This window comes from Micromonospora sp. NPDC051141 (assembly GCF_044455765.1).
In the GTDB taxonomy this organism is placed as follows: domain Bacteria; phylum Actinomycetota; class Actinomycetes; order Mycobacteriales; family Micromonosporaceae; genus Micromonospora.
On the sequence record NZ_JBITFD010000015.1, the window covers coordinates 77,594 to 101,647 of the forward strand.

At 74.4% G+C, this 24,054-nt stretch carries 21 protein-coding genes; 11 read left to right on the forward strand and 10 right to left on the reverse strand.

All coding sequences use genetic code 11. The features are described from left to right. Positions 1–21 precede the first annotated feature (21 nt). Positions 22–1,038: a hypothetical protein gene (locus tag ACIA6B_RS25635; RefSeq protein WP_396777055.1), complete on the forward strand. Its 1,017-nt coding sequence runs from the start codon at positions 22–24 to the stop codon at positions 1,036–1,038. Positions 1,039–1,052: 14 nt separating this feature from the next. Here the strand turns inward: ACIA6B_RS25635 and ACIA6B_RS25640 are convergent, their stop codons facing one another. Then, positions 1,053–1,562 carry a DUF6912 family protein gene (locus ACIA6B_RS25640; protein WP_396777057.1) on the reverse strand — a complete coding sequence of 170 codons (510 nt, stop codon included), beginning with the start codon at positions 1,560–1,562 and terminating at the stop codon, positions 1,053–1,055. Between the two features lie 198 nt (positions 1,563–1,760). Here ACIA6B_RS25640 and ACIA6B_RS25645 point away from each other — a divergent pair, with 198 nt between their 5' ends. Together ACIA6B_RS25645 and ACIA6B_RS25650 are read left to right on the forward strand one after the other, a co-directional pair. Next, positions 1,761–1,988 carry a helix-turn-helix domain-containing protein gene (locus ACIA6B_RS25645; RefSeq protein WP_396777058.1) on the forward strand — a complete coding sequence of 76 codons (228 nt, stop codon included), beginning with the start codon at positions 1,761–1,763 and terminating at the stop codon, positions 1,986–1,988. Positions 1,989–2,088: 100 nt separating this feature from the next. Continuing rightward, complete coding sequence (locus ACIA6B_RS25650; RefSeq protein ID WP_396777061.1) at positions 2,089–2,757, forward strand: Rv3235 family protein; 669 nt, start codon at positions 2,089–2,091, stop codon at positions 2,755–2,757. A 248-nt stretch (positions 2,758–3,005) separates the two neighbouring features. Here the strand turns inward: ACIA6B_RS25650 and secA are convergent, their stop codons facing one another. Further along, positions 3,006–5,909: a preprotein translocase subunit SecA gene (gene secA, locus ACIA6B_RS25655; RefSeq protein ID WP_396777063.1), complete on the reverse strand. Its 2,904-nt coding sequence runs from the start codon at positions 5,907–5,909 to the stop codon at positions 3,006–3,008. Positions 5,910–6,079: 170 nt separating this feature from the next. Between secA and ACIA6B_RS25660 the strand changes: the two genes are divergently transcribed. Both ACIA6B_RS25660 and ACIA6B_RS25665 read left to right on the forward strand, forming a co-directional pair. After that, complete coding sequence (locus ACIA6B_RS25660; protein ID WP_396777065.1) at positions 6,080–7,237, forward strand: GNAT family N-acetyltransferase; 1,158 nt, start codon at positions 6,080–6,082, stop codon at positions 7,235–7,237. After that, complete coding sequence (locus ACIA6B_RS25665; protein WP_396777067.1) at positions 7,234–8,340, forward strand: GNAT family N-acetyltransferase; 1,107 nt, start codon at positions 7,234–7,236, stop codon at positions 8,338–8,340. The genes ACIA6B_RS25660 and ACIA6B_RS25665 overlap by 4 nt, the downstream gene beginning before the upstream one ends. Positions 8,341–8,385: 45 nt before the next feature. Here ACIA6B_RS25665 and hpf read toward each other — a convergent pair whose 3' ends face one another. The 5 genes from hpf to mtrA all read right to left on the reverse strand — a co-directional run bounded on the left by hpf (position 8,386) and on the right by mtrA (position 14,242). Beyond that, on the reverse strand, positions 8,386–9,030 hold the full coding sequence (gene hpf / locus ACIA6B_RS25670) for a ribosome hibernation-promoting factor, HPF/YfiA family (RefSeq protein WP_396777069.1): 645 nt from the start codon (positions 9,028–9,030) through the stop codon (positions 8,386–8,388). Between the two features lie 249 nt (positions 9,031–9,279). Next, the gene (locus ACIA6B_RS25675) at positions 9,280–9,987 is read right to left on the reverse strand and encodes a ComF family protein (RefSeq protein ID WP_396777070.1); all 708 of its coding nucleotides are present in this window, start codon (positions 9,985–9,987) and stop codon (positions 9,280–9,282) included. Between the two features lies 1 nt (position 9,988). Then, the gene (locus ACIA6B_RS25680; protein WP_396777236.1) at positions 9,989–11,782 is read right to left on the reverse strand and encodes an LpqB family beta-propeller domain-containing protein; all 1,794 of its coding nucleotides are present in this window, start codon (positions 11,780–11,782) and stop codon (positions 9,989–9,991) included. A 2-nt stretch (positions 11,783–11,784) separates the two neighbouring features. Then, the gene (gene mtrB, locus ACIA6B_RS25685; RefSeq protein WP_396777072.1) at positions 11,785–13,539 is read right to left on the reverse strand and encodes an MtrAB system histidine kinase MtrB; all 1,755 of its coding nucleotides are present in this window, start codon (positions 13,537–13,539) and stop codon (positions 11,785–11,787) included. Between the two features lie 13 nt (positions 13,540–13,552). Then, positions 13,553–14,242, reverse strand: a complete 690-nt coding sequence (gene mtrA / locus ACIA6B_RS25690; protein WP_091060316.1) for an MtrAB system response regulator MtrA — start codon at positions 14,240–14,242, stop codon at positions 13,553–13,555. Positions 14,243–14,458: 216 nt separating this feature from the next. Between mtrA and ACIA6B_RS25695 the strand changes: the two genes are divergently transcribed. The 5 genes from ACIA6B_RS25695 to ACIA6B_RS25715 are packed head-to-tail and all read left to right on the forward strand — an operon-like array spanning position 14,459 to position 19,506. Further along, the gene (locus tag ACIA6B_RS25695; protein ID WP_396777074.1) at positions 14,459–15,301 is read left to right on the forward strand and encodes a hypothetical protein; all 843 of its coding nucleotides are present in this window, start codon (positions 14,459–14,461) and stop codon (positions 15,299–15,301) included. Continuing rightward, positions 15,298–15,924 carry a DUF4129 domain-containing protein gene (locus ACIA6B_RS25700; protein ID WP_396777076.1) on the forward strand — a complete coding sequence of 209 codons (627 nt, stop codon included), beginning with the start codon at positions 15,298–15,300 and terminating at the stop codon, positions 15,922–15,924. Before ACIA6B_RS25695 ends, ACIA6B_RS25700 begins: the two co-directional genes overlap by 4 nt. Further along, on the forward strand, positions 15,921–17,213 hold the full coding sequence (locus tag ACIA6B_RS25705; protein ID WP_396777078.1) for a DUF4350 domain-containing protein: 1,293 nt from the start codon (positions 15,921–15,923) through the stop codon (positions 17,211–17,213). Before ACIA6B_RS25700 ends, ACIA6B_RS25705 begins: the two co-directional genes overlap by 4 nt. After that, positions 17,210–18,199 carry an AAA family ATPase gene (locus tag ACIA6B_RS25710; RefSeq protein ID WP_396777080.1) on the forward strand — a complete coding sequence of 330 codons (990 nt, stop codon included), beginning with the start codon at positions 17,210–17,212 and terminating at the stop codon, positions 18,197–18,199. Before ACIA6B_RS25705 ends, ACIA6B_RS25710 begins: the two co-directional genes overlap by 4 nt. After that, positions 18,196–19,506 (forward strand): DUF58 domain-containing protein, encoded by a 1,311-nt coding sequence (locus tag ACIA6B_RS25715; RefSeq protein WP_396777082.1) that lies wholly within the window; start codon positions 18,196–18,198, stop codon positions 19,504–19,506. The genes ACIA6B_RS25710 and ACIA6B_RS25715 overlap by 4 nt, the downstream gene beginning before the upstream one ends. An 81-nt stretch (positions 19,507–19,587) precedes the next feature. On the opposite strand, the gene ACIA6B_RS25720 is transcribed toward ACIA6B_RS25715, so the two are convergent. After that, positions 19,588–20,553, reverse strand: coding sequence for a stage II sporulation protein M (locus ACIA6B_RS25720; RefSeq protein ID WP_396777084.1), 966 nt, complete (start codon positions 20,551–20,553; stop codon positions 19,588–19,590). Between ACIA6B_RS25720 and ACIA6B_RS25725 the strand changes: the two genes are divergently transcribed. After that, complete coding sequence (locus ACIA6B_RS25725) at positions 20,524–21,507, forward strand: RDD family protein (RefSeq protein ID WP_396777086.1); 984 nt, start codon at positions 20,524–20,526, stop codon at positions 21,505–21,507. The genes ACIA6B_RS25720 and ACIA6B_RS25725 overlap by 30 nt on opposite strands. Positions 21,508–21,583: 76 nt before the next feature. Here ACIA6B_RS25725 and efeB read toward each other — a convergent pair whose 3' ends face one another. Together efeB and efeO are read right to left on the reverse strand one after the other, a co-directional pair. Then, on the reverse strand, positions 21,584–22,906 hold the full coding sequence (gene efeB, locus ACIA6B_RS25730; protein WP_396777088.1) for an iron uptake transporter deferrochelatase/peroxidase subunit: 1,323 nt from the start codon (positions 22,904–22,906) through the stop codon (positions 21,584–21,586). Continuing rightward, positions 22,903–24,033 (reverse strand): iron uptake system protein EfeO, encoded by a 1,131-nt coding sequence (gene efeO, locus ACIA6B_RS25735; protein WP_396777090.1) that lies wholly within the window; start codon positions 24,031–24,033, stop codon positions 22,903–22,905. Before efeO ends, efeB begins: the two co-directional genes overlap by 4 nt. Positions 24,034–24,054 lie beyond the last annotated feature (21 nt).

Sequence of the window (24,054 nt, forward strand, 5' to 3'; positions counted from 1 at the left end):
GCAGCCGTCGAAAGGGAGACGATGAGCAACCAGCCCGGCAGCTCCACGGCCGCGGAACCGGACCGGCCCGAGGCCGACGCGCCGCCCGTCGCCGGCCAGGTCGGCACCGCCGCCAGCCGGCCGGGGTACGCGCCGGGCGCGCTGCCGCTGGCCGTGCTGTCGCTCGCCTGGCTGGCGGCCATGCTCTGGTCCACCCGGGAGGCGATCACCTCGACCGCGGCCGGGGTCACCGCGATCAGCCTCTCCGCGTACGCGCTCCCCGGCGTGATCACCGCGGCGCTGGTCACCGGCGCCACCGTCGCGCTGGCCGCCACGAACCGGCTGGACCGCGCCTCGCTGCGCTTCCTGGCCACCGTCGGCGCCGGCCTGCTGGTCGGGCTCGTCACCGCGGTGGGCATCAACCTCACGTACGCCGACAACGCCACCACCAACACCATCGCCGGCACCACGGCCGCCGCCGCGATCATCGGCGGGGCGCTGGCCGGCGCGCGCCAGGCGCGGGTGGTGGCCGGTCTCGCCGCGGCCACGCTCGCCGCGCAGATCTTCGTGGTGCTGTTCAGCCGCGCCCGGGATCCGCTCTCCGACCTGTACGGCGCCGGGGAGACACAGCAGTCGGTGCTGGACGCCGCCACGTGGGTGTCCCGGACGGAGTCGCTGCTCGCCGGGCTGATCGCCGGCCTGGTGGCGTACCTCTACCTCGCCTGGTCGCGCCGGCGCGCGGAGCGTCGGGACGGCGGGGCGTCGTCGCTGCGCTGGCCGGCTTACCTGGTGACCGGCGCCGGCGCCGGGCTGCTCCTGCTGCTCACCGAGGTGATCATCCGGATCGGCGGACGCGGGCTGCTCGACCTGGCCGCCGCGCTCAGCGAGGCCGACCAGGTGGCGCAGACCGCGCTCGGCACCTCCCGGGTGGACAACGCGATCTGGGTGCTCTTCGTGGGCGCGCTCACCACGCTCATCGTCTTCGGGCGCACGCTCGGACCGCGCGCCGTCGACGACGAGGAGGAGGAGGAGGAGGAGGAGGACGAGCCGGCGGCCTGAGCCGTCCGGCGGCCTCAGCCGGCGTCGCGCAGCAACAGGTCCAGCTCCGTCACGTCGTACCACTCCAGTTCGTGGTCCTCGACGCCGTCGACGGTGAACTGGGCGTCGGGGTCACCGGCCTGTGCCTGCGCCGCCACGTCGGCGGCGGCGGCCACGTCCCCGGCCGCGTCCGCGCCGTCCACGTGGATCGCGGCGACGGACTTCACCGGCACCGGTCCGGCCGGCCGGACCACGCTGGAGCCCAGCTCGCCGGCGACCCGGTCGACCGCGCCGGCCGGCAGGTCGGCCGAGACCACCACCCGCCGCCGGGGAGCGCCGGGATCGGCCCGCAGCAGGAGCAACGCGTCCTGGGCGGCCCGGGTGAAGGCGACGTACTCCAGCTCCTCCTCGTCGCCCTCGGCGTACCACTCGCGCAGCTCCGGGGTGACCGCGTGCGCCGCCTCGGCGGCCAGGCCCTCGTCCCGCAGCCGGGCCAGCATCGGGACGGTCGCCGGCAGGTACACCCGGACAAGCTCGTCGGTCACCGCACTCTCCCCGCACTCTCCGCCGCTCGCCGGCGGACGCCGGCTCCGGGCGCCGATCATGCCGTACGCCGACACCGTCATACACCCGGCACCCGCCGGGGGAGAAGCGTCCCACCGGTGTGTCCGCCGAAGCAGGCGTCAACGGTGTCGCTGGCTGGTGGCAAACTGAGGCAAACGAAGCCAACCCCGGGAGTAACCGTGGAGTCGAGGTTCCTGCTGCTCTCCGACGTCGCCGCCGAGCTGAACGTCTCGGACTCGCAGGTCTACCACATGGTCCGGAGCGGCGAGCTGCCCGCGATCAAGATCGGCGGCCGGGGGCAGTGGCGGGTCGAACGCGTGCGCCTGGAGGAGTACATCCAGCGCAAGTACGCCGAGACCGCCGAGTGGGTACGCGGCAACCCGCTGGGCGAGCGCGACGTGGAGTGACCTCCCGGGAACCGTGAGCCATTGACGCGTACGCTTCTCATGCCTGAAGATGAAGGTCGTCGAAGGCAAACACAGGCAAACGTAGGATTCGAGGGCTGACATGGTTGACACCCGCCGTCCCCGGGCACCGCGTCCACCGGTCCGGCTCCGCCCCGCCCCGCCGCTCGACCCGCCCTGCACCGACGAGGACGCGGTCTGGAGCCACGTCGGTCAACTCGCGCTCGACCTGGTCGACAGGCGTCGCCGCGATCCCGATCGCCCCGCCAACCGGGCCCCGGACCGCGCTCCCGGCTGGCCACGCTGGTCCACCTCCGGTGCGCCCCGCACCGCCCCGGGCGAGGGCAGCGCGCCCTGCGACGCCGGCGCGAGCGGGGACGGCGACGGGCGGCCGGCCCCCGGGCTGTCACCGTCCACCCTCGCCACCGCCACGCCCGAGGCCGCACGGGCGGCCCACCGGTTCGTGCGCACGTTCCTGGAGATCGTCAACGGCTTCCGGCCACCCGGGCAGCTCCGGCCGCTCTGCCTGCCCGAGGCCGCCGTCCAGGTGTCGGCCGAGCTGACCCGGGCGGCCCGCCGGGTCGCCCCGGTCCGCCGCCGCAGCGCCCGGCCGGCCCTGCTCCTGCGCCGGCTGCGCGTCTGTGAACCCCGGGCCGGCGCGGTGGAGGCCACCGCCGTGTTCGCCGGCATCGGCGGCACCGGTTGGGCCATCGCCGTGCGTCTGGAACACCGCCGCGGCAACTGGCTCTGCCTCGTCCTGGACGTGCTCTGACCCGCCCTCCCCCTCGATCGGCGCACCCCGCCTCCCACCCCCACCTCCCACCCCCACCTCCCACCTCCCGCCTCCCGCCTCCCGCCTCCCTCAGGGTTGATCAAGGAGTTCGCGTCATCACGGAGATCGACTCCGACACAAAATCCTTGATCAACGGGCCGGTTCCACCCGGCCGGCCCCGACGATCAGCCCACCGGACGCCGACGGGCCCCGGCCGGTGGCCGGGGCCCGTCGGGCTGGTGCTGGGGTCAGTTGCCGCCGTTGGGGGAGCCGTGGCAGCGCTTGTACTTGCGGCCGGAGCCGCACGGGCAGGGCGCGTTCCGGGACGGGCCCTCGCCGCCGTCGACCTGCGGGGACGCGGAGCGCCGGGCGGCACTGCTCGCGGCAGCCGCCTGGCCGCTCGCCCCGGCCGGGGTCCGACGCGGCGTCGAGGCGGCCGGGCGCTCCGGCGCCGGCTGGCCGATGCCCAGCGCCGGCGCCTGCTGCTCGACCCGCTCGATCACCGGGGCGCCACGACCGGCCTCGCCGTCGACGGCGGGCGCGGAGTATTGCAGACCCTGCTGCTGCGGCGTGCGGTTGAGACCCTTGGCCCGGATCTCCACCGGCTTCTCCAGCAGCTCCACCTCCTCGGCCTCCGGCGCGGCCTCCTCGACCTGCACGTCGAGGTTGTAGAGGAAGCCGACCGTCTCCTCCTTGATGCCGTCCATCATGGTGGCGAACATGTCGAAGCCCTCGCGCTGGTACTCGATGACCGGGTCGCGCTGGGCGTACGCCCGCAGGCTGATGCCCTCCTGGAGGTAGTCCATCTCGTAGAGGTGCTCGCGCCACTTGCGGTCGATCACCTGGAGCAGGACCATCCGCTCCAACTGGCGGACCGCCTCCTCGCCGAGGGTCTCCTCACGCCGGTCGTACGCGGCGTGCGCGTCCTCCTTGAGGCGGGCGAGCAGGAAGTCCTGGTCGAGGCCGGCCCGGGAGCCCACCTCCTCCTCCAGCTCGTCGACCGTGACGCCGACCGGGTAGAGCTGCTTCAGGCTGGACCAGAGCTGGTCGAGATCCCAGTCCTCCGCGTAGCCGTCGCTGGTGGCGCCCACCACGTACGCGCCGACCACGTCGTCGATCATGTTGCGGACCTGGTCGGAGAGGTCCTCGCCGTTGAGCACCCGGAGGCGCTCGGCGTAGACCACCTGGCGCTGCTTGTTGAGCACCTCGTCGTACTTCAGGACGTTCTTGCGGATCTCGGCGTTCTGGCCCTCGATCTGGGCCTGGGCGCTCTTGATCTGGCGGGTGACCATCTTCGACTCGATGGGCACGTCCTCCGGGATGTTGAAGCGGTCCATCACCGCCTCGACCGCGCCCGCGCGGAACCGCTTCATCAACTCGTCCTGGAGCGACAGGTAGAACCGGGACTCGCCCGGGTCGCCCTGCCGGCCGGCCCGGCCCCGGAGCTGGTTGTCGATCCGGCGGGACTCGTGCCGCTCGGTGCCCAGCACGTAGAGCCCACCTGCGGCGGCGACCTCCTCCGCCTCGGCGTCGCATGCCTGCTTCCAGGTCGGGAGGATCTCCTCCATCGCCTTGGCGTACTCCTCCGGCTGCTCGACCGGGTCGAGGCCGCGCTGGCGGAGGTCGTTGGCGGCGAGGAACTCGGGGTTGCCGCCGAGCAGGATGTCGGTGCCCCGGCCGGCCATGTTGGTGGCGACCGTGACCGCGCCCTTGCGCCCGGCCTGGGCGACGATCTCCGCCTCCTTGGCGTGGAACTTCGCGTTCAACACCGAGTGCGGGATGCCACGGCGGCGCAGCATGTGCGACAGGATCTCGGAGTTCTCCACCGAGACGGTGCCGACCAGCACCGGCTGGCCCTGCTCGTGCCGCTCGGCGATGTCCTCCACCACGGCGTTGAACTTGGCCTTCTCGGTCTTGTAGATGACGTCGGGCTTGTCCATCCGGACCATCGGCCGGTGCGTCGGGATGGTCACGACGCCGACCTTGTAGACCTTGTTGAACTCGCCCGCCTCGGTCTGCGCGGTGCCGGTCATGCCGGACAGCTTCTCGTAGAGGCGGAAGTAGTTCTGGAGGGTGATGGTGGCCAGGGTCTGGTTCTCCTGCTTGATCTCCACCCCCTCCTTGGCCTCGATCGCCTGGTGCATGCCCTCGTTGTAGCGGCGGCCGTGCAGGATGCGGCCGGTGAACTCGTCGACGATCAGGACCTCGCCGTCGCTGACGATGTAGTCCTTGTCGCGCTTGTAGAGCTCCTTGGCCTTGATGGCGTTGTTCAGGTAGCCCACCAGGGGCGTGTTGACCGACTCGTAGAGGTTGTCGATGCCGAGCCGGTCCTCCACCCGGGCCACCCCGCGCTCGCTGACCGCGATGGTGCGCTTGGCGTGGTCGACCTCGTAGTCGCCCTCGCCGTCGGTGCCGGGCTGGAGCCGGGCCACCACCCCGGCGAACTCCTGGTACCACCGGGCGGAGTGCTCGGCCGGACCGGAGATGATCAGCGGGGTGCGGGCCTCGTCGATGAGGATCGAGTCGACCTCGTCGACCACCGCGAAGAAGTGGCCGCGCTGGACCAGCTCCTCCTTCGACCAGGCCATGTTGTCGCGCAGGTAGTCGAAGCCGAACTCGTTGTTGGTGCCGTAGGTGATGTCGCACTCGTAGGCCGCGCGGTGCTCGGTGGCGGGCCGGTTCGGCAGCACCACCCCGACGGTGAGCCCGAGGAACTCGTGCACCCGGCCCATCCACGCGGCGTCGCGCTCGGCCAGGTAGTCGTTCACGGTGATCACGTGCACGCCCTTGCCGGCGAGCGCGTTCAGGTAGACCGGCATGACGGAGGTCAGCGTCTTGCCCTCACCGGTCTTCATCTCGGCGATGTTGCCGAAGTGCAGCGCCGCGCCACCCATCACCTGGACGTCGTAGGGGCGCTGACCGAGCACCCGCGAGGCGGCCTCACGGCACACCGCGAACGCCTCGGGCAACAGGTCGTCGAGGGTCTCGCCGTCGGCGAGCCGCTCCTTGAACTGGTCGGTCATGCCGCGCAGCTCGTCGTCGTCGAGGTTGACGTAGTCGTCCTCGATCGAGTTGACGGCGGCCGCGATGGCCTTCAGCCGACGCACCATGCGGCCCTCGCCGGCGCGAAGGACCTTTTCCAGAATCGACACGGATCAACGCTCCCCTAGACGGTCTCGAACCATCGTAGGCGCTCCGACGCGGCGATGGTCACTGGTGGCGGCGGTCCGAACCCGGGAACCCGACATAACGCCGCGGGCACGCGGGCAGCAACCGCTAATCGGGTTACGCCGTCCGCGAACGATCCGGCACCATGGCTCGGATGGAGCCTGTGGAGATCGTCGAGGACGGGCTGTTGCTGCGCCCCTGGCGGGCGGCGGACGCCGACGCGGTGCACCGCGCCTGCCAGGACCCGGACATCCAGCGCTGGACCACCGTACCTCGCCCGTACCGGCCCGAACACGCCCTCGCGTTCGTGACCACGATCGCCGCGACGGCCTGGTCGACCGGAGCCGGCGCGCCGTTCGCGGTCTGCGACGCCGACAGCGGCGAGCTGCTCGCCTCGTGCGGCCTGGTCTCCGTCGACCGCGCGCTCGACTCGGCCGAGATCGGCTACTGGACCGCGCCCTGGGCTCGGGGCCGGGGCGTCGCGGTCCGCGCCGTCCGCGCGGTCGCCCGCTGGGCGTTCGACGCGCTCGGCCTGCGCCGGCTGACCTGGCAGGCCGAGATCGGCAACCACGCGTCCCGGCTGGTCGCGCTGCGGGCCGGCTTCCGGGTCGAGGGGGAGCTGCGGCTGGCCCACCCGGCCGACGACGGCCGGCCGGAGGGGTGGATCGGCTCGCTGCTCCCGGCCGGGCTGGCCGCGCCGGGCGCCCCGGTCCCGTACGGTCCGACCACGCTCCAGGCCCGCCGGGCGGCCGTCTTCGGCCGGCCGCAGCCCGTCCTGTTCGCCACCGCCGGCGGCACCGAGCTGCGGCTGCGCCCGCTCGAAGAACGGGACCTCCCCGACATCACCCGCACCTGTCAGGACGCGCAGACGGTGCGCTGGACCACGGTGCCGCACCCCTACCGGCCGGAGGACGCCGAGGGCTACCTGCGGGACCTGGTGCGGCCGGCCTGGGCCCGGGGCACCGCCGCGATGTTCGCGGTGGCCGACCCGGACGACCACTACGTCGCCTCGATCGACCTGCGCATCCTCCCCACCGACCCGCTGGTCGCCGACGTCGGGTTCATGACCGCCCCGGCCGCGCGGGGGCGGGGCTACCTGCCGGCCGCGCTCACCGCGCTGTGCGCCTGGGGCTTCACCACGCTCGGCCTGGCCCGGGTCGAGTGGCGGGCCAACGTGGGCAACACCGCGTCCCGACGGGCGGCCGAGAAGGCCGGCTTCACCGTCGAGGGCACGCTGCGCGGCGGCGTCCAGCACCGCGGCGAGCGGCAGGACGTGTGGATCGGCGGCCTGCTGCCCCGGGACCTGGTGTGACCCCGGAGACGATCGAGGGGTACGGGGTCCGGCTGCGCCCCTGCGGCCCGGCGGACGTGCCCGGGACGGTGGCCGGCTGCGCCGACCCGGAGACCCGGCGGTTCATCCCGCGGCTGCCCGATCCGTACGACGCGGACAGCGCGCGGTGGTGGATCACCGAAGGGGCGCCGGCCGCCCGGGCGGCGGGCGGGGCCGCGTACACGATCGCCGACCCGGCCTCCGACCGGCTGCTCGGCAGCATCGGCCTGACCCGGCTCAGCGCCGAGCGGGCGACCTACGAGATCGGCTACTGGGTGGGGCCGTCGGCGCGCGGCCGGGGCGTGGCGACCGCCGCCACCCGGCTGCTGACCGAGCGGGCCTTCGCCGCCGGCGCGGCCCGGCTGGAACTGCTCACCCACCAGGAGAACGTGCCGAGTCAGCGGACGGCGCTGACCTGCGGCTACCGGCGTGAGGGCGTGCGGCGGGGCGCCGGCACGCCACGTGACGGCGTCCGCCCCGACCTGGTCGTCTGGGCGCGGCTGGCCGACGATCCGCCCGGGCCGACCGCCCGGCTGCTGCCGGACCTGCCCGGCGGGCGGCTCACCGACGGCGTGGTGACGCTGCGCCGCGTCGAGCCGGCGGACGAGGACATGATGTACCGGCTGCACACGCTGCCGGAGGTGGTGGCGAGCCGGGTGCCGCCGATGCCGCCGGACCGGGCGTCGATCGCCCGCCGGTGCCGGCTCGCGGCGAGTCACTGGTTGGCCGGCGACGCCGCCGACCTGACCGTCGTCGACGCGGCCACCGGCACGCCCGTGGGCGGTTGCCTGCTGGCGTACGACGAGCCGGCCACCGGTCAGGCGATGCTGGGCTACAGCCTGCTGCCCGAGGCCCGCGGCCGGGGTCTGGCCAGCGGGACGGTCCGACTCGTCGCCGACTGGGCCTTCGGCGTCGGGGTGGCCCGCCTCTGGGCCGGCACCCGACCCGAGAACGTCGCCTCCCAGCGGGTGCTGGAGCGGGCCGGCTTCAGGCGGGAGGGCCTGCTGCGCGGGCGGCTGCCCGGCCTGACCGGCACCCGCACCGACACGGTGATCTTCGGTCGGCTGGCCTCGGACGGGACATGAGCGGAGCCCCCGCGGCGGGCGGGGGCTCCGGGTCGTGGCCGAGGGTCAGGTGTCGAGCGAGATGATCCCGTAGTCGTACGCGCGTCGACGGTAGACCACGCTCGGACGGCCGGACTCCTTGTCCAGGAACAGGTAGAAGTCGTGGCCGACCAGCTCCATCTGGAACAGCGCGTCGTCGACGGTCATCGGTTCGGCGGGGTGGACCTTCTCCCGGGCGATGTGCCACGGCTGGTCGTCGGGTTCGGAGTAGCCGTCGGCGTCGGGGCGTTCCGCCACGGCGGTGGCCGTGGCGTGCCCGTTCAGCGACGCCAACCCGGGCCCGTCGAGGTCGGCCACCGGCAGCCCGGCGGTCGCGGCGGCCACCGAGAGCGGCGCGTGCCGCCCGCGGTGCACCCGGCGGCGGTCGGCCGCACGGCGGAACCTGGTGTCCAGCTTGGCGATGGCGGCGTCGAGCGCGCTGTAGAAGTCGTTCGTGCAGGCCTCGGCCCGGATCACCGGGCCCCGCGACACGCAGGTGATCTCCACCCGCTGGCAGTGGTCGGCCTGGCGCGGATTGCGCTCGTGGAACAACTCGACATCCACGCGAATGAGTTTGTGGTCGTAGCGTTCGATCTTCGCGAGTTTTTCGGCTACGTGCACCCGGTAATGGTCCGGCACTTCGACGTTACGGCCCTTGACCACGATGTCCACGTGACCTCCCTTGTTCGGACGGTCGTTCGGTCCGGATCTTCCGGTCGACGCGCCTGGGACGGCCCCGCTCGGCGTCGACCGGTGATGTACGGCTACGCCTCCTTCCAGTGCCGGGGAAGGTTGGCATCCTCACTACCCCCGACACGGAAACGCTAACTCCTGTTCGGTCACCAGTCACCCCCGGTTGTCGAGAGCGGTCGCGAAAATTAACACCTCATACACCATGGGGTGAAACGGAACCACGAAGCGTCACCGAGCACGCCGCTTTTGCGTTGCAGCGAGCACCGCCGCGACCTTTGGCGTCATTCCCGCGCCATGCAATTTCCGGCTCACCGCCGCCAACGTTGCCCCGGTGGTGACGATGTCGTCGAGCAGCACCACGGTCCCGGCCAGCGCCGCCGTCCCCGGCCGGCGCAACCGGAACGCCGCCTCCGCCGCCGCGGCCCGACCGGCGCTGTCCAGCACCACCGAGTCCGGCCGGGGCAGCGCCCGCAGCGGTCGCAGCACGCGTACCGGCCAGCCGGCCGCGCGCAGCCGGGCCGCGGCCGGCCGGACCAGCCGCTCCAGGTGGTCGCCGTAGCGGGCCCGGGCCGCGCGGGCGGTGTCCGGCACCGCCACCAGCGTCACCGGGCCGGGCCGGCCCACCGCCACGGCCACCACCTCGGCCAACAACCCGCCCAACGGCCGGGCCAACCCGTGTCGGCCCCGTTCCTTGTACGCCAGCAGCCCCTCACGCAACACCCCGCCGTACGGGCCGAGGGCCACGCAGGGCGGCAGGCCGGGTGGGGCCGGATCGGGCCGGGTCGACGCGGGCCGCAGCGCCTGGAGCTCGGCCACGCAGCGCGGGCAGAAGCCCTGCCGCAGCGCCGGGGAGCGGACCGCGCACCCGGCGCACCCGGCGGGCAGCACCAGATCGGTCAGGTCCGACCAGAGGCCGCCCAGGTCCGGCACCGGCATCTCAGTAAAAGAAGAACGGTGCGGTCGGGTTGGCCGTCCTGCCGCCCGCCGGCAGGTCCAGCACCTGCTCGGGCGTGACGAGGTCGAACGGGTTGTTCCGCCAGGCGCTGCCGGCGGTCTCGAACATGAACGAAAGCGCGGGCAGCCCGCCACTTCCGCCGTCCGGGTATCCCGCCAGTTGGGTCACCGCGGCGCCGATCCCGGACTTCAGCGTGGAGCCCAGAAGGCCGTCGATGCTGAGCTGGTGGATGGCCGAACGCCGGTCCGGGTCGTTGCCGGCGATCACCAGTTGGTCCTCCGCGATCCAGTCGACCGCCGTCACGCCGGTGAGCGGCGTGGGCAGCCGGCGGGGCTGGCCCAGGGTGACCACACCGCCCTCCACGCTCACCGGTGCCACGTAGACCGCGCCGCCGCTGACCAGCGCGATCCGGTGACCGTCGAGGGACGCGGCGACCGCCACGACGCTCCCGGAGACGTTCAGCGGGACGGGGCTCAGCGTGGCCGTCGAGTCGAACCGGTAGAGCTTGCCGTCGGCCGCCACCAGACCCGCCGGATGGTCGGTGGCCAGCGAGCGCAGCCAGGTGGGCCGGCTCATCGTCTGGAACCCGGCCTTCGGCTCGCTGGTGTTGAACACCGCCACCGGTTCCGGCCCGGTGCCCACCTTGAGCCGGAGCCGCCGGTCCGCCCCGGTCACCACCAGCGCGGCCAGCACCTGGTCCTCGGCGCGGGCGAGGGTCGCCGAGACCACGTTCCGGTTCTCCGCGGCCGGCAACGGGACGACGGCCCGCTGCTCGGTGCCGATGGCGAGTGGATGGAGGACGCCGTCGTAGACGCTGAACCGGGTGGGATTCGCGCCCCTCGGGTACGCGAGATGGGTGTCGCGCTCCCGCTCCAGGTCGACGCTGAACCGCTTCTGGTTCTGGATCTTCAGTTCGAGCTGCCCGGTCAACTCCGGCAACGACCAGGCGAGCTGGGTGCCGAGCCGGGCCAACCGCCCCTCGTTGGCGCCCGGCATGGTCAGGTTGACCTCCCACTGGGAGTCCGCGCCGGTGGCGTTGTTGATCGGGCGGGTGCCGTCCGGGAGCCCGGTCACCCCCGGCGCCAACCAGTCGGACGGGCCACCGGCCAGCCACTTCACCACCTCGGTGACGCGCCGCTCCGCCGACACCGACGACGGCAGGTAGCGCAGGTCGGGCACCAGCCGGGTCAGGTCGGAGTTCCAGAAGTAGACGGTCCGCGAGCGGTAGTACTGGCGCAGCGCCGTGTCGCTGGTCAGCAGCACGTTCGGCAGGCTGGTGATCAGCAGCCCGGTCCCGGCGGGCTCGGCCCGTCGCAACTGGAAGACGTACTCGGTCTCGGTGGCTCCCGGCGGGCCGAGGGTGCCGTCGGCCCGCAGCACCCCGACCTGCTGCACCTTGATGGTGACCCGGCTGGTGCCCTGGTTGTTCGGCGGGGTGCTCTCCTTCGCCCGCAGCCGCACCACGGTGAGTTCGACCTCGCTGGTCTGCGGCTTGCCGGGCAGCAGCTCCCGGGCCTCCGGAGCGAGGAACTTCTGGGCCCGGTTGTACGCCTGGTCGCGCTCCCCGGCAGCGGCCGCGCTCAGGTAGTTCTCGATGAACGGCACCGGCTCGTCGCTGTCGGTCGGCGCCGGCGGCGAGGCCGGCGGGCCGTTGAGCGAGCCGGCCTCACCGGCCGGCACCGAACCGTCGACCTGGACGTCCGTCTGGGCCGGAATGCCGCACCCGGCCGGCAGCAGGACGCCGGCCAGCAGCACGGCCAGCAGTCGCCGCGGCACGTTCACGGCCCCACCTCCATCCGCGCGGAGTCGTCGGCGGGGCCGACGGCCAGCGCACCGGCGCCGCTGCCCGGACCGATGGCGAGCAGGCCACCGTCGCGGGGGCCGCCGAACGGCAGGGCCGCGTCGGCCGGCACCAGTCGCAACGGCGAGGTGGTCAGTCGGTCGCCGGCCCGCGCCGGCAGCGTGAGCCGGAACTGCGCGCCCTGCCCCGGTGCGCCCCACGCCTCCAGCCAGCCGCCGTGCAACCGGGCGTCCTCCACGCTGATCGACAGGCCCAGGCCGGTGCCGCCGGTCTGCCGGGCCCGGGACGGGTCGGCCCGCCAGAACCGGTTGAAGACCAGCTTCTCCTCGCCCGGCTTGAGCCCGACGCCGTGGTCCCGCACGGTGATCGCGACCGCGCTCTGGTCGACGCCCAGCGTGACCCGCACCGGCTTGGCCTCGCCGTGCTCGACCGCGTTGCCGACCAGGTTGCGCAGCACCCGCTCGACCCGGCGCGGGTCCACCTCGGCGATCACCGGAGCGTCCGGCAGGTCCAGCTCGATGGTCACCCCGACCCGCTCGGCCAGCCCGGCCAGGCGCTCGACCACCCGGTGCACCACCGGCACCAGATCGGTCGGCTCGCTGTCCAGCACGGCGAAACCGGCGTCGAACCGGCTGATCTCCAGCAGGTCGGTGAGCAGCTCCTCGAACCGGTCCAGCTCGGCCTGGAGCAGCTCGGCGCTGCGCGCCACCGCCGGATCGAACTCGTCCCGTTCCGCGAAGATCAGGTCGGCCGCCATCCGGACCGTGGTCAGCGGCGTCCGCAGCTCGTGCGAGACGTCCGAGGTGAACCGGCGTTGCAGCCGGGACATCTCCTCCAGCCGGAGGATCTGCCGTTGCAGGTTGGTCGCCATCTGGTTGAACGAGGCGGCGAGCAGGGCCAGGTCGTCCTCCCCGGAGACCACCATGCGCTGGTCGAGCAGGCCGGCGGAGAGCCGCTGGGCGGTGCGCGCGGCCACCCGGACCGGCGTCACCACCAGCCGGGTCACCAGCGCGGCCAGCAGGCCGAGCAGGAGCACCAGCGCGACGCCGGTGGCGACCACGGTGGCCCGGGCGTCCGCCGCGGTGGCGTCCTGCCGGGCCAGGGGCACGAGGTAGTAGAGCTCGACCTGCCCGAACCGGGTGGGCACCGGGGAGCCGTAGACCAGGTACTTCGTGCGGTCGCCGCCGAGCGTGCCGGTGCGGATCTGGTGGGCCACCTTGCCGGAGGCGACGGTGGCCCGCAGCTCGTCGCCGATCACCGTGCGCACCGGCACGTCCGGGGAGACGCGAGGCTCGATGAACTCGGCGAAGTTGTCCGCGGTGATCGCCACCACCACGCCGCTGGTCTGCGCCGGGTCCCCGCCGGCCAGGTAGTTGACCGTGCCGTCGATGGTGTCCTGGAGCTGGGCCTCCTGCGGCTGGCTGTAGAGGTTGAACTGCTTCGCCGCGTACTCGCTGCCGTTGCTCAGCCGCATCCGCACGTCGGTCTCGGCGTTCTCCAGGAGGATGTTGGTGATCTTGTCGGCGATCAGGTAGGCGAAACCGCCCACCAGCAGACTCGACGCCACGAGTGTGATGGTGACCACGCGGACCTGGAGCGACCGGCGCCAGGCCTGGCGTACGCCGGCGGCGAACCGCGTCGACCGGCCGGCCAGCGCGCGCCAGAGCGCCCGCGCGGCACGGAGCCGGCGGGACGAGGCGGTCGGCGGGTCGGGCAGCGGGGCGGTCAGCACAGTGCTGACCAGGTTATCCGGTGCCCGCCTTGTAGCCCACGCCCCGGACGGTGAGGATGATTTCGGGTCGCTCCGGATCCGGCTCGATCTTGGCCCGCAGCCGCTGCACGTGCACGTTGACCAGGCGGGTGTCGGCGGCGTGCCGGTACCCCCACACCTGCTCCAGCAGCACCTCCCGGGTGAACACCTGGCGGGGCTTGCGGGCGAGCGCGACCAGCAGGTCGAACTCCAGCGGCGTCAGCTTGACCTCCTCGGCGTCCCGGCTGACCGTGTGCGCCGGCACGTCGATGGTGATCTGGTTGCCGGGCGGGCCGATGGTGAGCAGCTCCGGCGCGACGTCCTCGCCGCGACGCAGCCGGGCCCGCATCCGGGCCACCAGCTCCTTGGGCTTGAACGGCTTGACCACGTAGTCGTCGGCGCCGGACTCCAGCCCCAGCACCACGTCGACCGTGTCGCTCTTGGCGGTCAGCATCACGATAGGCACCCCGGACTCGGCGCGGATCGCCCGGGCCACGTCGATGCCGCTCATGCCCGGCAACATCAGGTCGAGCAGGACGATGTCGGGCCGGCTGTCGCGGAACGCGGCCAATGCCCGTTCTCCGTCGGCGACGAAGGACGGCACGAAGCCCTCGCTGCGCAACACGATGCCGAGCATCTCGGCAAGGGCGGGGTCGTCGTCGACCACGAGTACGCGGGCTCTCATGGGGTTTATCGTTCCATCCCCGTTCATCTGGAGGGTCGGAGTCTTTCCCGGCACGGTAGCGCCGAGCGCGCCCCCACACCACAGCTCACGGCGTGGTCACCAGCGTGGCGCGCCGCGACGGACGGGTCCACCGGATGCGGACCCGCCGTGCAACCATGATCCCCCGGGTGCCCCGCCGCCCGCCACCTCTGCTGCCCTGCCCGCCCGGGAGTACGCGTGTCCGACGTCGGCCCGACCGCGGTGCTCCCGCGCCGTCCGCTGACCGTCGGTGAGCTGCTCGACGCCGCCGTGTTGCTCCTCCGCGACCAGGCCCGGGTGCTGCTGCCGCTCGCCGTCGCGCTGGCCCTCGCCGAGCAGGCCGTGCTGTACCCGGTGCGGCTGCTGGCCGGCGCGCACCCGCCCGGCTGGTGGCCCGCCGGCGGGGAGTCGTTCGGTTGGTACTGGCTGCTGCTCGCGGCCGGCGCCGGGACCGAGGCGGCGATCATCGCGCTGCTGGGCAACCCGGCCGCGCGGGGCGGCGCGGCGGCGCTGCTCGGCCGCCGCCGCGCGCCGTCGGAGCTGCTCCACGAGGCCCGTCCGGGCGCGACTCTGCTGGCGGCGGGCGCGGTCGGGCTCGCCGTCGGCCTCGCCGGGCTGGCCGGGCCCGCCTGGTTCGTCGCGTACGGGCTGCTCGGCCTCGTGGTGCCGGTGCTCGTGCTGGACGGGGTGCCGGCGTACCGGGCACCGGGACGGGCGATCCGGCTGGCCGGCCGGGTGGGCGGGCGCGCCGCCGCCGTCCGGCTGCTCGGTTATCTGGGCTGGTGGCTGGTCCGGGTCGGCATCGGGCTGGGCGTCCCCTACGGTCTCGGGCTGCTCGACCTGTTCGACGTGTCGGCCTGGGCGCTGCCGGTCGCCGTCGTCGCGCAGGCGGCGGTGAACGCGCTCGCGTACCCGGCGTTGGCCTGCCTGGACGCGGTGCTGCACCTGGAGACCCGGATGCGCACCGAGGGGCTGGACATCCGACTCTCCCGGGCGCCGGCCGGCGTCCCGGAGCCGGTGCTGCTGGCGGTCGAGCGGTGAGCCGCTGGTGGACCGAGACGGTGGCCGCGCTGGGCGACGTGGTGCCGCTGCCGCTGGTCGCGCTGCTCCTGCTGGCCGCCGCGCTGTTGACGGCGCTGGCCTGGCACTCCTTCCCGGCCTGGGTGCCCCGCCGGCTGCCCCGGCTCAGGCTGCCCCGGCTGCGACTGCCCCGGCCACGACTGCCCCGGCTGCGACTGCCCCGGCTCCGACGACCGCGGATGCGCCTGCGTCGTCCCGCCCGCCGACAGCGGCCCGACCCGCCGGTGCGTGTCCCCGCGCCCCGGGCCGCGCCGCCGGCACCCGTCGGCGGCGCGGCGACGGCCGACCGGCTGGCCGCCGAGGGCCGCTACGCCGAGGCGGTGCGGGAACGGCTTCGGGAGATGGTCCGGCTCCTGGTCACCTGTCAGGTGGTGGAGCCACGGGCCGGGCTCACCGTCACCGAGCTGACCGAGGCGGCGGCCCGGACCCGCCCGGCGGTCCGGCCCACCCTGCACGCCGCCGGCACGATCTTCTCCGACCTCTGGTACGCCCAGCGTCCCGCCACCGCCGGCCACGACCAACGGATGCGCGCGCTCGCCGCCGAGCTGCGCCGCGAACTGACCGGTGAGGAGGACGCCTGGTGACCGTCGCCCCCGCCCCGGCCCGACCCGCGGCCCCGCCGGCGTCCCGCCGCCGGTGGCACCGCACCGTCGTCCCGCTCGGGCTGGCCGCGCTGCTGATCGGGGCCACCGTGGTGCTGCACGCGGTGGACCAGCCCGACCCGGACGAGCGCGGCTTCCTCTCCCCCGTCGCCGGCGACGACGACGGCGGCAGCCGGCTCGCCGAGGAGCTACGCGCGCAGGGCGTGCCGCTGCGCCGGGAGACCGACACCGCCGGGGCGCTGCGGGCCGCCCGGGCGGCGCCGAGCACGCTCTTCGTGCCCGCACCCGACCTGGTGCACCCGGACACGCTCACCGGGCTGACCGCGCTGCCGCCCGGCAGCCGGCTGGTGCTCGTCGAGCCGTCCCGCCGGGTGCTGGCCGAGCTGGGCACGTCGGTCGAGCCGACCGGCCGCCGGTGGGCCACCCGGGCGCTACCGCCGGACGCCGGGGGCGCGGAGTGCCGGCTGCCCGAGGCGGTCCGCGCCGGCACCGCCGCGGTCGACCACCAGCGGTACGCCGGGCCGGAACGCGCCGACCGCTGCTACGGCGGCGCGCTGCTCCGGATCCCGGCCGGCACCGAGGTGGTGCTGGTGGGCGCCAGCGACCCGTTCCGCAACGACCGGATCGACGAGTGGGGCAACCGGGACCTCGCCACCGGCCTGCTCGGCGCCACCGGTCGTCCGCTGGTCTGGCTGGACCTGCCCGCCCCCGATCCGGCCCCGACCGGGACGGGCGCGTCGCGGACCACCGAGACCGAGGCTCCGCCGACGCCCCGCCGCACCGCCGAGCGCCCCGATCGGGCGGACCCGCCGCGGCGCGCCGACAACCCGTTGTGGGACGCGTTCCCGGCCTGGTTCTGGGCGATCCTGGCGCAACTCGCGCTGGCCGGGTTGCTGGTGGTGTTCTGGCGGGCCCGCCGCCTCGGGCCCCCGGTGACGGAGCCGCTGCCGGTGACCGTCCGCGCCGCCGAGACCGTCCGCGGCCGGGCCCGCCTCTACCGGCGGGCCGGCGCCCGGAACACCGTCGCCGCGACGCTGCGCGGCGCCGCCCGGGACCGCGTCCTGCCCCGGCTCAACCTGCCGCCCGACACCCCGGACGACGAGGTGGCGGCCCGGGTCGCGGCGGCGACCGGCGACGACCCGGAGCGGGTGGCCGAGCTGCTGCACGGCCCCGCCCCGGACGACGACCGGAAGCTGCTGGAGCTGGCCCGGGCGCTGGACACGCTGACCCGTACCCTGGCCCCGCCCCCGAGCGAAGGAGAACCCCGGTGACCGGACCCGTCATCGCCGCCGCGTCGCCCGCCGCACCGTCCGACGCCCGCGCCGCCCTGCACCGGCTGCGCGCCGAGGTGGCCAAGGCCGTGGTCGGCCAGGACGCGGTGGTCACCGGCCTGGTCATCGCGCTGCTCTGCCGGGGGCACGTGCTGCTGGAGGGCGTCCCGGGGGTGGCCAAGACGCTGCTGGTGCGCACGCTCGCCGCCGCGCTCGACCTGGACGCCAAACGGGTGCAGTTCACCCCCGACCTGATGCCCGGCGACGTCACCGGCTCGCTGATCTTCGACCCGCACACCGCCGCGTTCACGTTCCGCGAGGGGCCGGTCTTCACCAACCTGCTCCTCGCCGACGAGATCAACCGCACCCCGCCGAAGACGCAGTCCGCGCTGCTGGAGGTGATGGAGGAACGGCAGGTCACCGTCGAGGGCGAGCGCCGCCCGCTGCCCGAGCCGTTCATCGTCGCGGCCACCCAGAACCCGGTCGAGTACGAGGGCACCTACCCGCTGCCCGAGGCGCAGCTCGACCGCTTCCTGCTCAAGCTGACCGTGCCGTTGCCGGGGCGGGACGAGGAACTGGGTATGCTCCGCGCGCACCACGCCGGGTTCGATCCGCGCGACCTGCGCGCCGCCGGCGTACGCCCGGTGGCCGGCGCGGCCGACCTGGCCGCCGCCCGCGCGCAGGCGCACGCCGTGCACGTGGCCGAGCCGGTGCTCGCTTACATCGTGGACCTCTGCCGGGCCACCCGGGCCGCGCCCGCGCTGGAGCTGGGCGCCTCGCCCCGGGGCGCGACCGCGCTGCTCGCCACCGCCAAAGCGTGGGCCTGGCTGGCCGGCCGCGACCACGTCACACCGGACGACGTGAAGGCGGTGGCCCGCCCGACGCTGCGGCACCGGCTCCGGCCGCGACCGGAGGTGGAGCTGGAGGGAGTGACGGCCGACGCCGTGCTCGACTCGGTGCTGGCCACCGTGCCGACGCCGCGATGACCTGGCGGGCGGGCCTGCTGCTCGCGGCCGGCGCCGGAACGCTGCCGGCCTGGCCGGCGCCGTTCCTCGGCGTCGCCGTGCTGACCGCGACCGTGCTGCTGCTTGTCGCCCTGGACCGGGCGCTCGCCGCCCCGCCGCACGCGCTCAGCGCCACCCGCGCCGGCGACCGGACCGTCCGGCTCGGCGGCACCGCCACGGTCACCCTGCACCTGGCCAACCCCACCGACCGGACGCTGCGCGCCCAGGTCCGCGACGCGTGGGTGCCGTCCGCCGGGGCGCGTCCCGGGCGCTCGCCGCGGGAGACGCTCACGGTCCCGCCCGGCGGCACGGCCACGCTGCCGGTCCGCCTCACCCCGACCCGGCGCGGCGACCGGCCGGCGGTGGCGCTGACCGTCCGCTCGCTGGGGCCGATGCGTCTGGGGTTCCGGCAGCGCGCCGAACGGCCCGGCACACCACCGTGGACGCTGCGCGTGCTGCCCCGCTTCGACTCCCGCCGGCACCTGCCGGAGAAGCTGGCCCGGCTGCGGGTCATCGACGGCGTCCAGGTGACCCGGGGACGCGGCCACGGCACCGAGTTCGACACCCTGCGCGAGTACGCCGTCGGCGACGACGTCCGGTCGATCGACTGGCGGGCCAGCGCGCGCCGCGCCGACGTGCTGGTGCGCACCTGGCGACCGGAGCGGGACCGGCGGCTCGTCTGCGTGCTGGACACCGGTCGCACCTCGGCGGTCCGGCTCGGAGACGAACCCCGGCTGGACACCGCGATCGACGCGGCGTTGCTGCTCACCGCGCTGGCCGCCCGTGCCGGGGACCGGGTGGACCTGCTCGCCGTGGACACCGCCGTCCAGGCCCGGGTGACCGGCGGCAACCGGCCGGCGCTGCTCACCCGGTTGGTCGAGGCGATGGCGCCGCTCCAGCCGGCGCTTGTCGAGACGGACTTCGAGCTGGTCGCCGGTGAGCTGCTGCGCCGGGAGCGGCAGCGCAGCCTGTTGGTACTCTTCACCGCACTGGACGCGGGCGCGCTCGGGGCGGGCCTGCTGCCGGTGCTGCCGCGGCTGGCCGCCCGGCACCGGGTGGTCCTGGCGGCCACCCACGATCCGGTGCTGACCGGGCTCGCCACCGCCACCCCGGTCGGCCCGGACGACCCGTACGCGGCCGCGTCGGCGTGGCGGGCGCTGGCCGAGCGGGACCGGGTGCGGGCCGCGCTGTCCCGGCACGGCGTGACGGTGGTGGACGTCCCCGCCGACCGACTGGCCCCCGCCGTGGCCGACACCTACCTGCACCTGAAGTCCGTCGGCCAGCTCTGACCCCCGAACTCGCCTCCGCCCTGATTCACGGAAACAGTGGCTGTCGCGGGCTCCACAGCCACTGTTTCCGTGAATCTGCGGTCAGTGGCGGAGGGGGCGCGGAGCGGCGGACGCGGCGGCGCGGCGGCCCAGGATGAGCGCGTACGCCAGGAAGGCCGCCCAGACGGTGGCGCCGGCCGCCACCCGCACGACCGTCGGCACCGGCGCCGGGGTGACGAACGCCTCCAGCAGCGCGGAGACGGCGAACAGCCCGACCAGGCCGACCGCGACCACCATGGCCGAGCGCCCCGCCTCGGCGACCGCCCGGCCGCGCCCGAGGTGCGGGGGCGGGGCGATCCACGCCCAGGCGGTGCGCAGCCCGACCCCGGCGGCGACGTAGATGCCGGTCAGCTCCAGCAGGCCGTGCGGCGTGATCAGGCCGAAGAAGACGTCCGCCCGGTCGTAGGAGACCATCACGCCGCCCACCACGCCGATGTTCAGCGCGTTCTGCCACAGCAGCCAGAACACCGGCACCACAAGCACGCCGGCGGCCAGGCACTGGGCCGCCAGCCAGGCGTTGTGCGTCCACAGGTGGAACGCGAACGTCGGCGCGGCGAACTCCGTGTAGTAGCCGGCGAAGCCGGAGTCGACGAGCTGCCGGGCCGACTCGGCGCCGATGAACGCGGCGGCGGTGTCCGGGTGGCCGGCGACGAACCAGATGAGGAAGACGCTCAACGCGCTGAAGCCGGTGGCGACGCCGCACCACCAGGGCCAGGCCCGGTAGAGGGCGGCCGGCAGGTCGGCCAGCAGGAACCGGCGTACCGCCGCCCAGGACGGCCGGGGCCGGCCGATGATCCGGGCGCGGGCGGCCAGGACCAGGTGGGACAGGTGACCGAGGAGCGCCGGCTCGGGGGCGCGGCTGCGCAGCACGGACAGGTGGGTGGCGGTGCGCTGGTAGAGCGAGACCAGCTCGTCGACCTCGGCCGCGTCCAGCCGACGCCGGCCGGTCAACTGCGCCAGCCGCCGCCACTGCCCACCGTGCTCCGCCACGTACGCGTCGAGATCCACTCGTTCATGGTGTTCACTGTCGGGGTGCGCGCGCAACCTCCCCCGCCCTCCCGGTGGGCCGACGCCGGTCTGGTCAGTGGCGAGGCGGTGGAGCTGGACGTCCGGGCCGCCCGGCTGGGTTCCCGGGTGCTCGCGCTGCTGATCGACCTGGTCGTCCAGCTCGGTCTGGCGCTGGTGCTCGGTGCGGCGCTGTCCATGCTGGTGCTCGCGATGCCGCCGGACCTGATGGACGCCGCGCTGGCCGGCGGTCTCCAGGTCGTGCTGCTGGTGCTGGTGCTGGTCGGCTATCCGGTGGTGATGGAGCGGTTCGCCGGCGGCCGGACGGTGGGCAAGCTGGCGGTGGGACTGCGGGTGGTACGCGCCGACGGCGGTCCGGTCGGGGTCGGGCAGTCGCTGGCCCGGGCGCTGGTGGGCGTCGCGGTGGAGTGGCCCGGTCTGGTGCTGCCGCTGCTGAGCTGGGCGGCGACCGTGACGGTGATGCTCACCGACCCGCGCGGCCGACGGTTGGGTGACCTGGTGGCCGGCACGCTCGTGGTGCACACCCGGGGCGCGGCGGTGTGGCGGCCGTTGCCGCCGGCCGTGCCGCCGCTGCTCGCCTGGGCGGGCACGCTGGACCTGACCCGGGTGGACGACGGGCTGGCCCTGGCCGGCCGGCAGTACGTGGACCGGCTCCCCCAACTCGCCGCCGCGGACCGGGTGCGGCTGGGCCGGGAGCTGTGGGCGGAGGTGGCCGCGGTGACGTCACCGCCGCCGCCGTGGACCGCGCCGGAGTGGGCGTACCTGGCCGCCGTGCTGGCCGAGCGCAGGCGACGGGCCGGGTACCGGCTGGGCCGGGCCCGCACGGTCAGCGGCAGGCTCTGGCCGGAGCTGGCCCCGACCCCGGCCGCGTCGCCCGGCGTTCCGCTGCGGCGGGCCGCGCCGGAACCCGCCGGACCCAATCCGGTACGCCGCTGAGCGCGGCGGGCCGACTCAGGGACGACCGGGCCGACTCAGGGACGACCGGGCCGACTCAGGGACGACCCGGGCCAGCTCAGGAGAACAGTGCGCGGCCCCACCAGTCGGCGGCGTCGCGGACGCCCGGCGGGCAGGCGAACAGGCCGCTGGAGACGTGGCGGAGGTACTCGTTCATCGCGTCGTTGCGGGCCAGCCGCGTCTGGATCGGCACGAACTGCTTGCGCGGGTCCCGCTGGTAGGCGATGAAGAACAGCCCGGCGTCGAGCCGGCCCAGCCCGTCCGAGCCGTCCACGAAGTTGTAGCCGCGACGCAGCAGGCGGGCGCCGCCGTTCTGGTCCGGGTGGGCGAGCCGCACGTGCGCGGTCGGCGCGATGACCGGCTCGCCGTCGTCGCCCTTGGCCGCGAAGTCCGGCTCGTCGAACTCGTCGCGCCGGCCGAGCGGAGCGCCGCTGCCCTTGGTCCGGCCGGTGATCGTCTCCTGCTCGGCCAGCGGGCTGCGGTCCCAGGTCTCGATCAACATCCGGATCTTGCGAGTGACCAGGTAGGAGCCGCCGGCCATCCAGTCCGGACCGTCGCCGGGCTGCACCCAGAGCTGCTCGCGGAGCAGGTCGGCGTCCTCGGCCTTGAGGTTGGCGGTGCCGTCCTTGAAGCCGAACAGGTTGCGCGGCGTGGCCTGGTCCCGCGACGTCGACGAGGTACGCCCGAACCCGAGCTGCGACCAGCGGACGCTGACCACGCCCATGCCGATCCGGGCCAGGTTACGGATGGCGTGCACCGCCACCTGCGGATCGTTGGCGCAGGCCTGGACGCAGATGTCGCCGCCGGACAGCTCCGGCTTGAGCGCGTCGCCGGCGAAGTGCGGGAGGTCGGCCAACGCGGCGGGGCGGCGGTCGGCGATGCCGAACCGGTCCCGGCCCCGGGCGTCGCGGAACAGCGTCGGACCGAAGCCGACCGTGACGGTGAGCTGCGACGGGGGCAGCCCGAGCGCCTCGCCGGTGTCGTCCGGCGGGGCCTCCGGCACGCCGCCGACCGCACCGATCAGCCCGGCGTCCTTGCCGGCGGTCATCCGGGCCGCGGCGGCGGTCCACTCCTGGAGCATCGCGACCAGCCGGTCCCGGTCCTTGGTGACCACGTCGAACGCGACGAAGTGCAGCCGGTCCTGGGCCGCGGTGGTGATGCCGGCCTGGTGTTCGCCGAGGAACGGCACCGCCCCGGCGGCCGTCTCGGTGGCCGACGCCTGGCCGCCACCGGCGATCAGCGCGCCCGCGCCGGCCGCCACCGCGCCGACGCCGGCCGCACCGACACCGGCCAGGGTCATCGCCCGCCGGCGGGAGATCCCGCGACCGGGCTGCGTGCTGTTCGGCTCGCTCGTCGCGTCACCGCCGGCCGGAGTGCTCATCGTGCGACGGCCGCCGCGATCTTGCTGACCGGCTCGGCCAGCGCGTTGATGCTGTCCGACAGCTCCTTCAGCTCGGTCTTGCTGAGCTGGGTGTGCAGCTTCCAGCCGTCCCCGGCCCGGTGCTTGCCGAGCGCAGCCTCCACGTTGGCGAACTCGGCGTCGAGTTGCTTGACCAGGTCGGGCGCGCGCTGTTCCAGGGCCGGGCGCAGCGCGCCGACGGCGGCCTTCGAGCCCTCCAGGTTGGCGTTGAAGTCCCAGAGGTCGGTGTGCGAGTACCGCTCCTCCTCACCGGTGATCTTGCCGCTGGCGACCTCGTCGAGCAGCGCCTTGGCGCCGTTGGCGAGCTGGAGCGGGGTGAGCTTCTCGGCGTCGGCCTTGGCCACGATCGCCTTGACGTCGACCAGGAGCTGGTCGGCGATCGGCCCGTCCTTGCTGATGTCGCCGGTGGTCCAGAGATCCTTCTCGATCCGGTGGAAGCCGGTGAACTCCATGCCCTCCTCGACCACCTCCTCGCGACCGTCGATCTTCGGGTCGAGGTCACCGAAGCTCTCCGCGACCGGCTCGATCCGCTCCCAGTAGGTGCGGGCCACCGGGTAGAGCGCCTTGGCCTTGGCCACGTCGTTGCCCTTGACCGCGGCCACGAACTCCTCGGTCTTGGCCAGCAGCGCGGCGGTCTGGCTGCGCACGTAGCGCTGGTAGCTGGCGGTGGCCTCGGTGAGCGCGGCGTCCGGCGCGACGCTCGCGGCGGTGCCGCTGACCTTCAGCGCGCCCCGGATGCCCCGGCCGCTCATCCCCGGCTTGCAGGCGGTCTCGTACGTCCCGGCAGGCAGCTCGACGCGCAGCTCCCGGCTCAACCCGGGGGCGATGTTCTCCACCTCGCCCATCACCCGGTCGCCGGCGGCGTACACGTAGAACTCGTTGACCTTGGAGCCGTTGTTGGTCACCTTGAACGTCACCTGGCCGGCGTCGATCTCGGTGCTGTCGACCTCGCAGGCGCTGTCCGTCGCCTTGACGGCGATCGGTCCGCCGGCGGTCGCGTCGGCGTCGTCACCACCGCCGCAACCGGCCAGTCCGGCGACGGCGAGCAACCCGGCGGCGGCGGGCGCGACGAATCGAGTGGTACGCATCGGTGCGGGATCTCCTCGGAA

Excerpts from the sequence above, each read along its gene's own strand:
- ACIA6B_RS25635 (WP_396777055.1), top strand. The coding sequence starts at position 22 with ATGAGCAACCAGCCCGGCAGCTCCACGGCCGCGGAACCGGACCGGCCC.
- ACIA6B_RS25650 (WP_396777061.1), top strand. The coding sequence starts at position 2,089 with ATGGTTGACACCCGCCGTCCCCGGGCACCGCGTCCACCGGTCCGGCTC.
- ACIA6B_RS25660 (WP_396777065.1), top strand. The coding sequence starts at position 6,080 with ATGGAGCCTGTGGAGATCGTCGAGGACGGGCTGTTGCTGCGCCCCTGG.
- ACIA6B_RS25675 (WP_396777070.1), bottom strand. The coding sequence starts at position 9,987 with ATGCCGGTGCCGGACCTGGGCGGCCTCTGGTCGGACCTGACCGATCTG.
- mtrA (WP_091060316.1), bottom strand. The coding sequence starts at position 14,242 with ATGAGAGCCCGCGTACTCGTGGTCGACGACGACCCCGCCCTTGCCGAG.
- ACIA6B_RS25715 (WP_396777082.1), top strand. The coding sequence starts at position 18,196 with ATGACCTGGCGGGCGGGCCTGCTGCTCGCGGCCGGCGCCGGAACGCTG.
- efeB (WP_396777088.1), bottom strand. The coding sequence starts at position 22,906 with ATGAGCACTCCGGCCGGCGGTGACGCGACGAGCGAGCCGAACAGCACG.
- efeO (WP_396777090.1), bottom strand. The coding sequence starts at position 24,033 with ATGCGTACCACTCGATTCGTCGCGCCCGCCGCCGCCGGGTTGCTCGCC.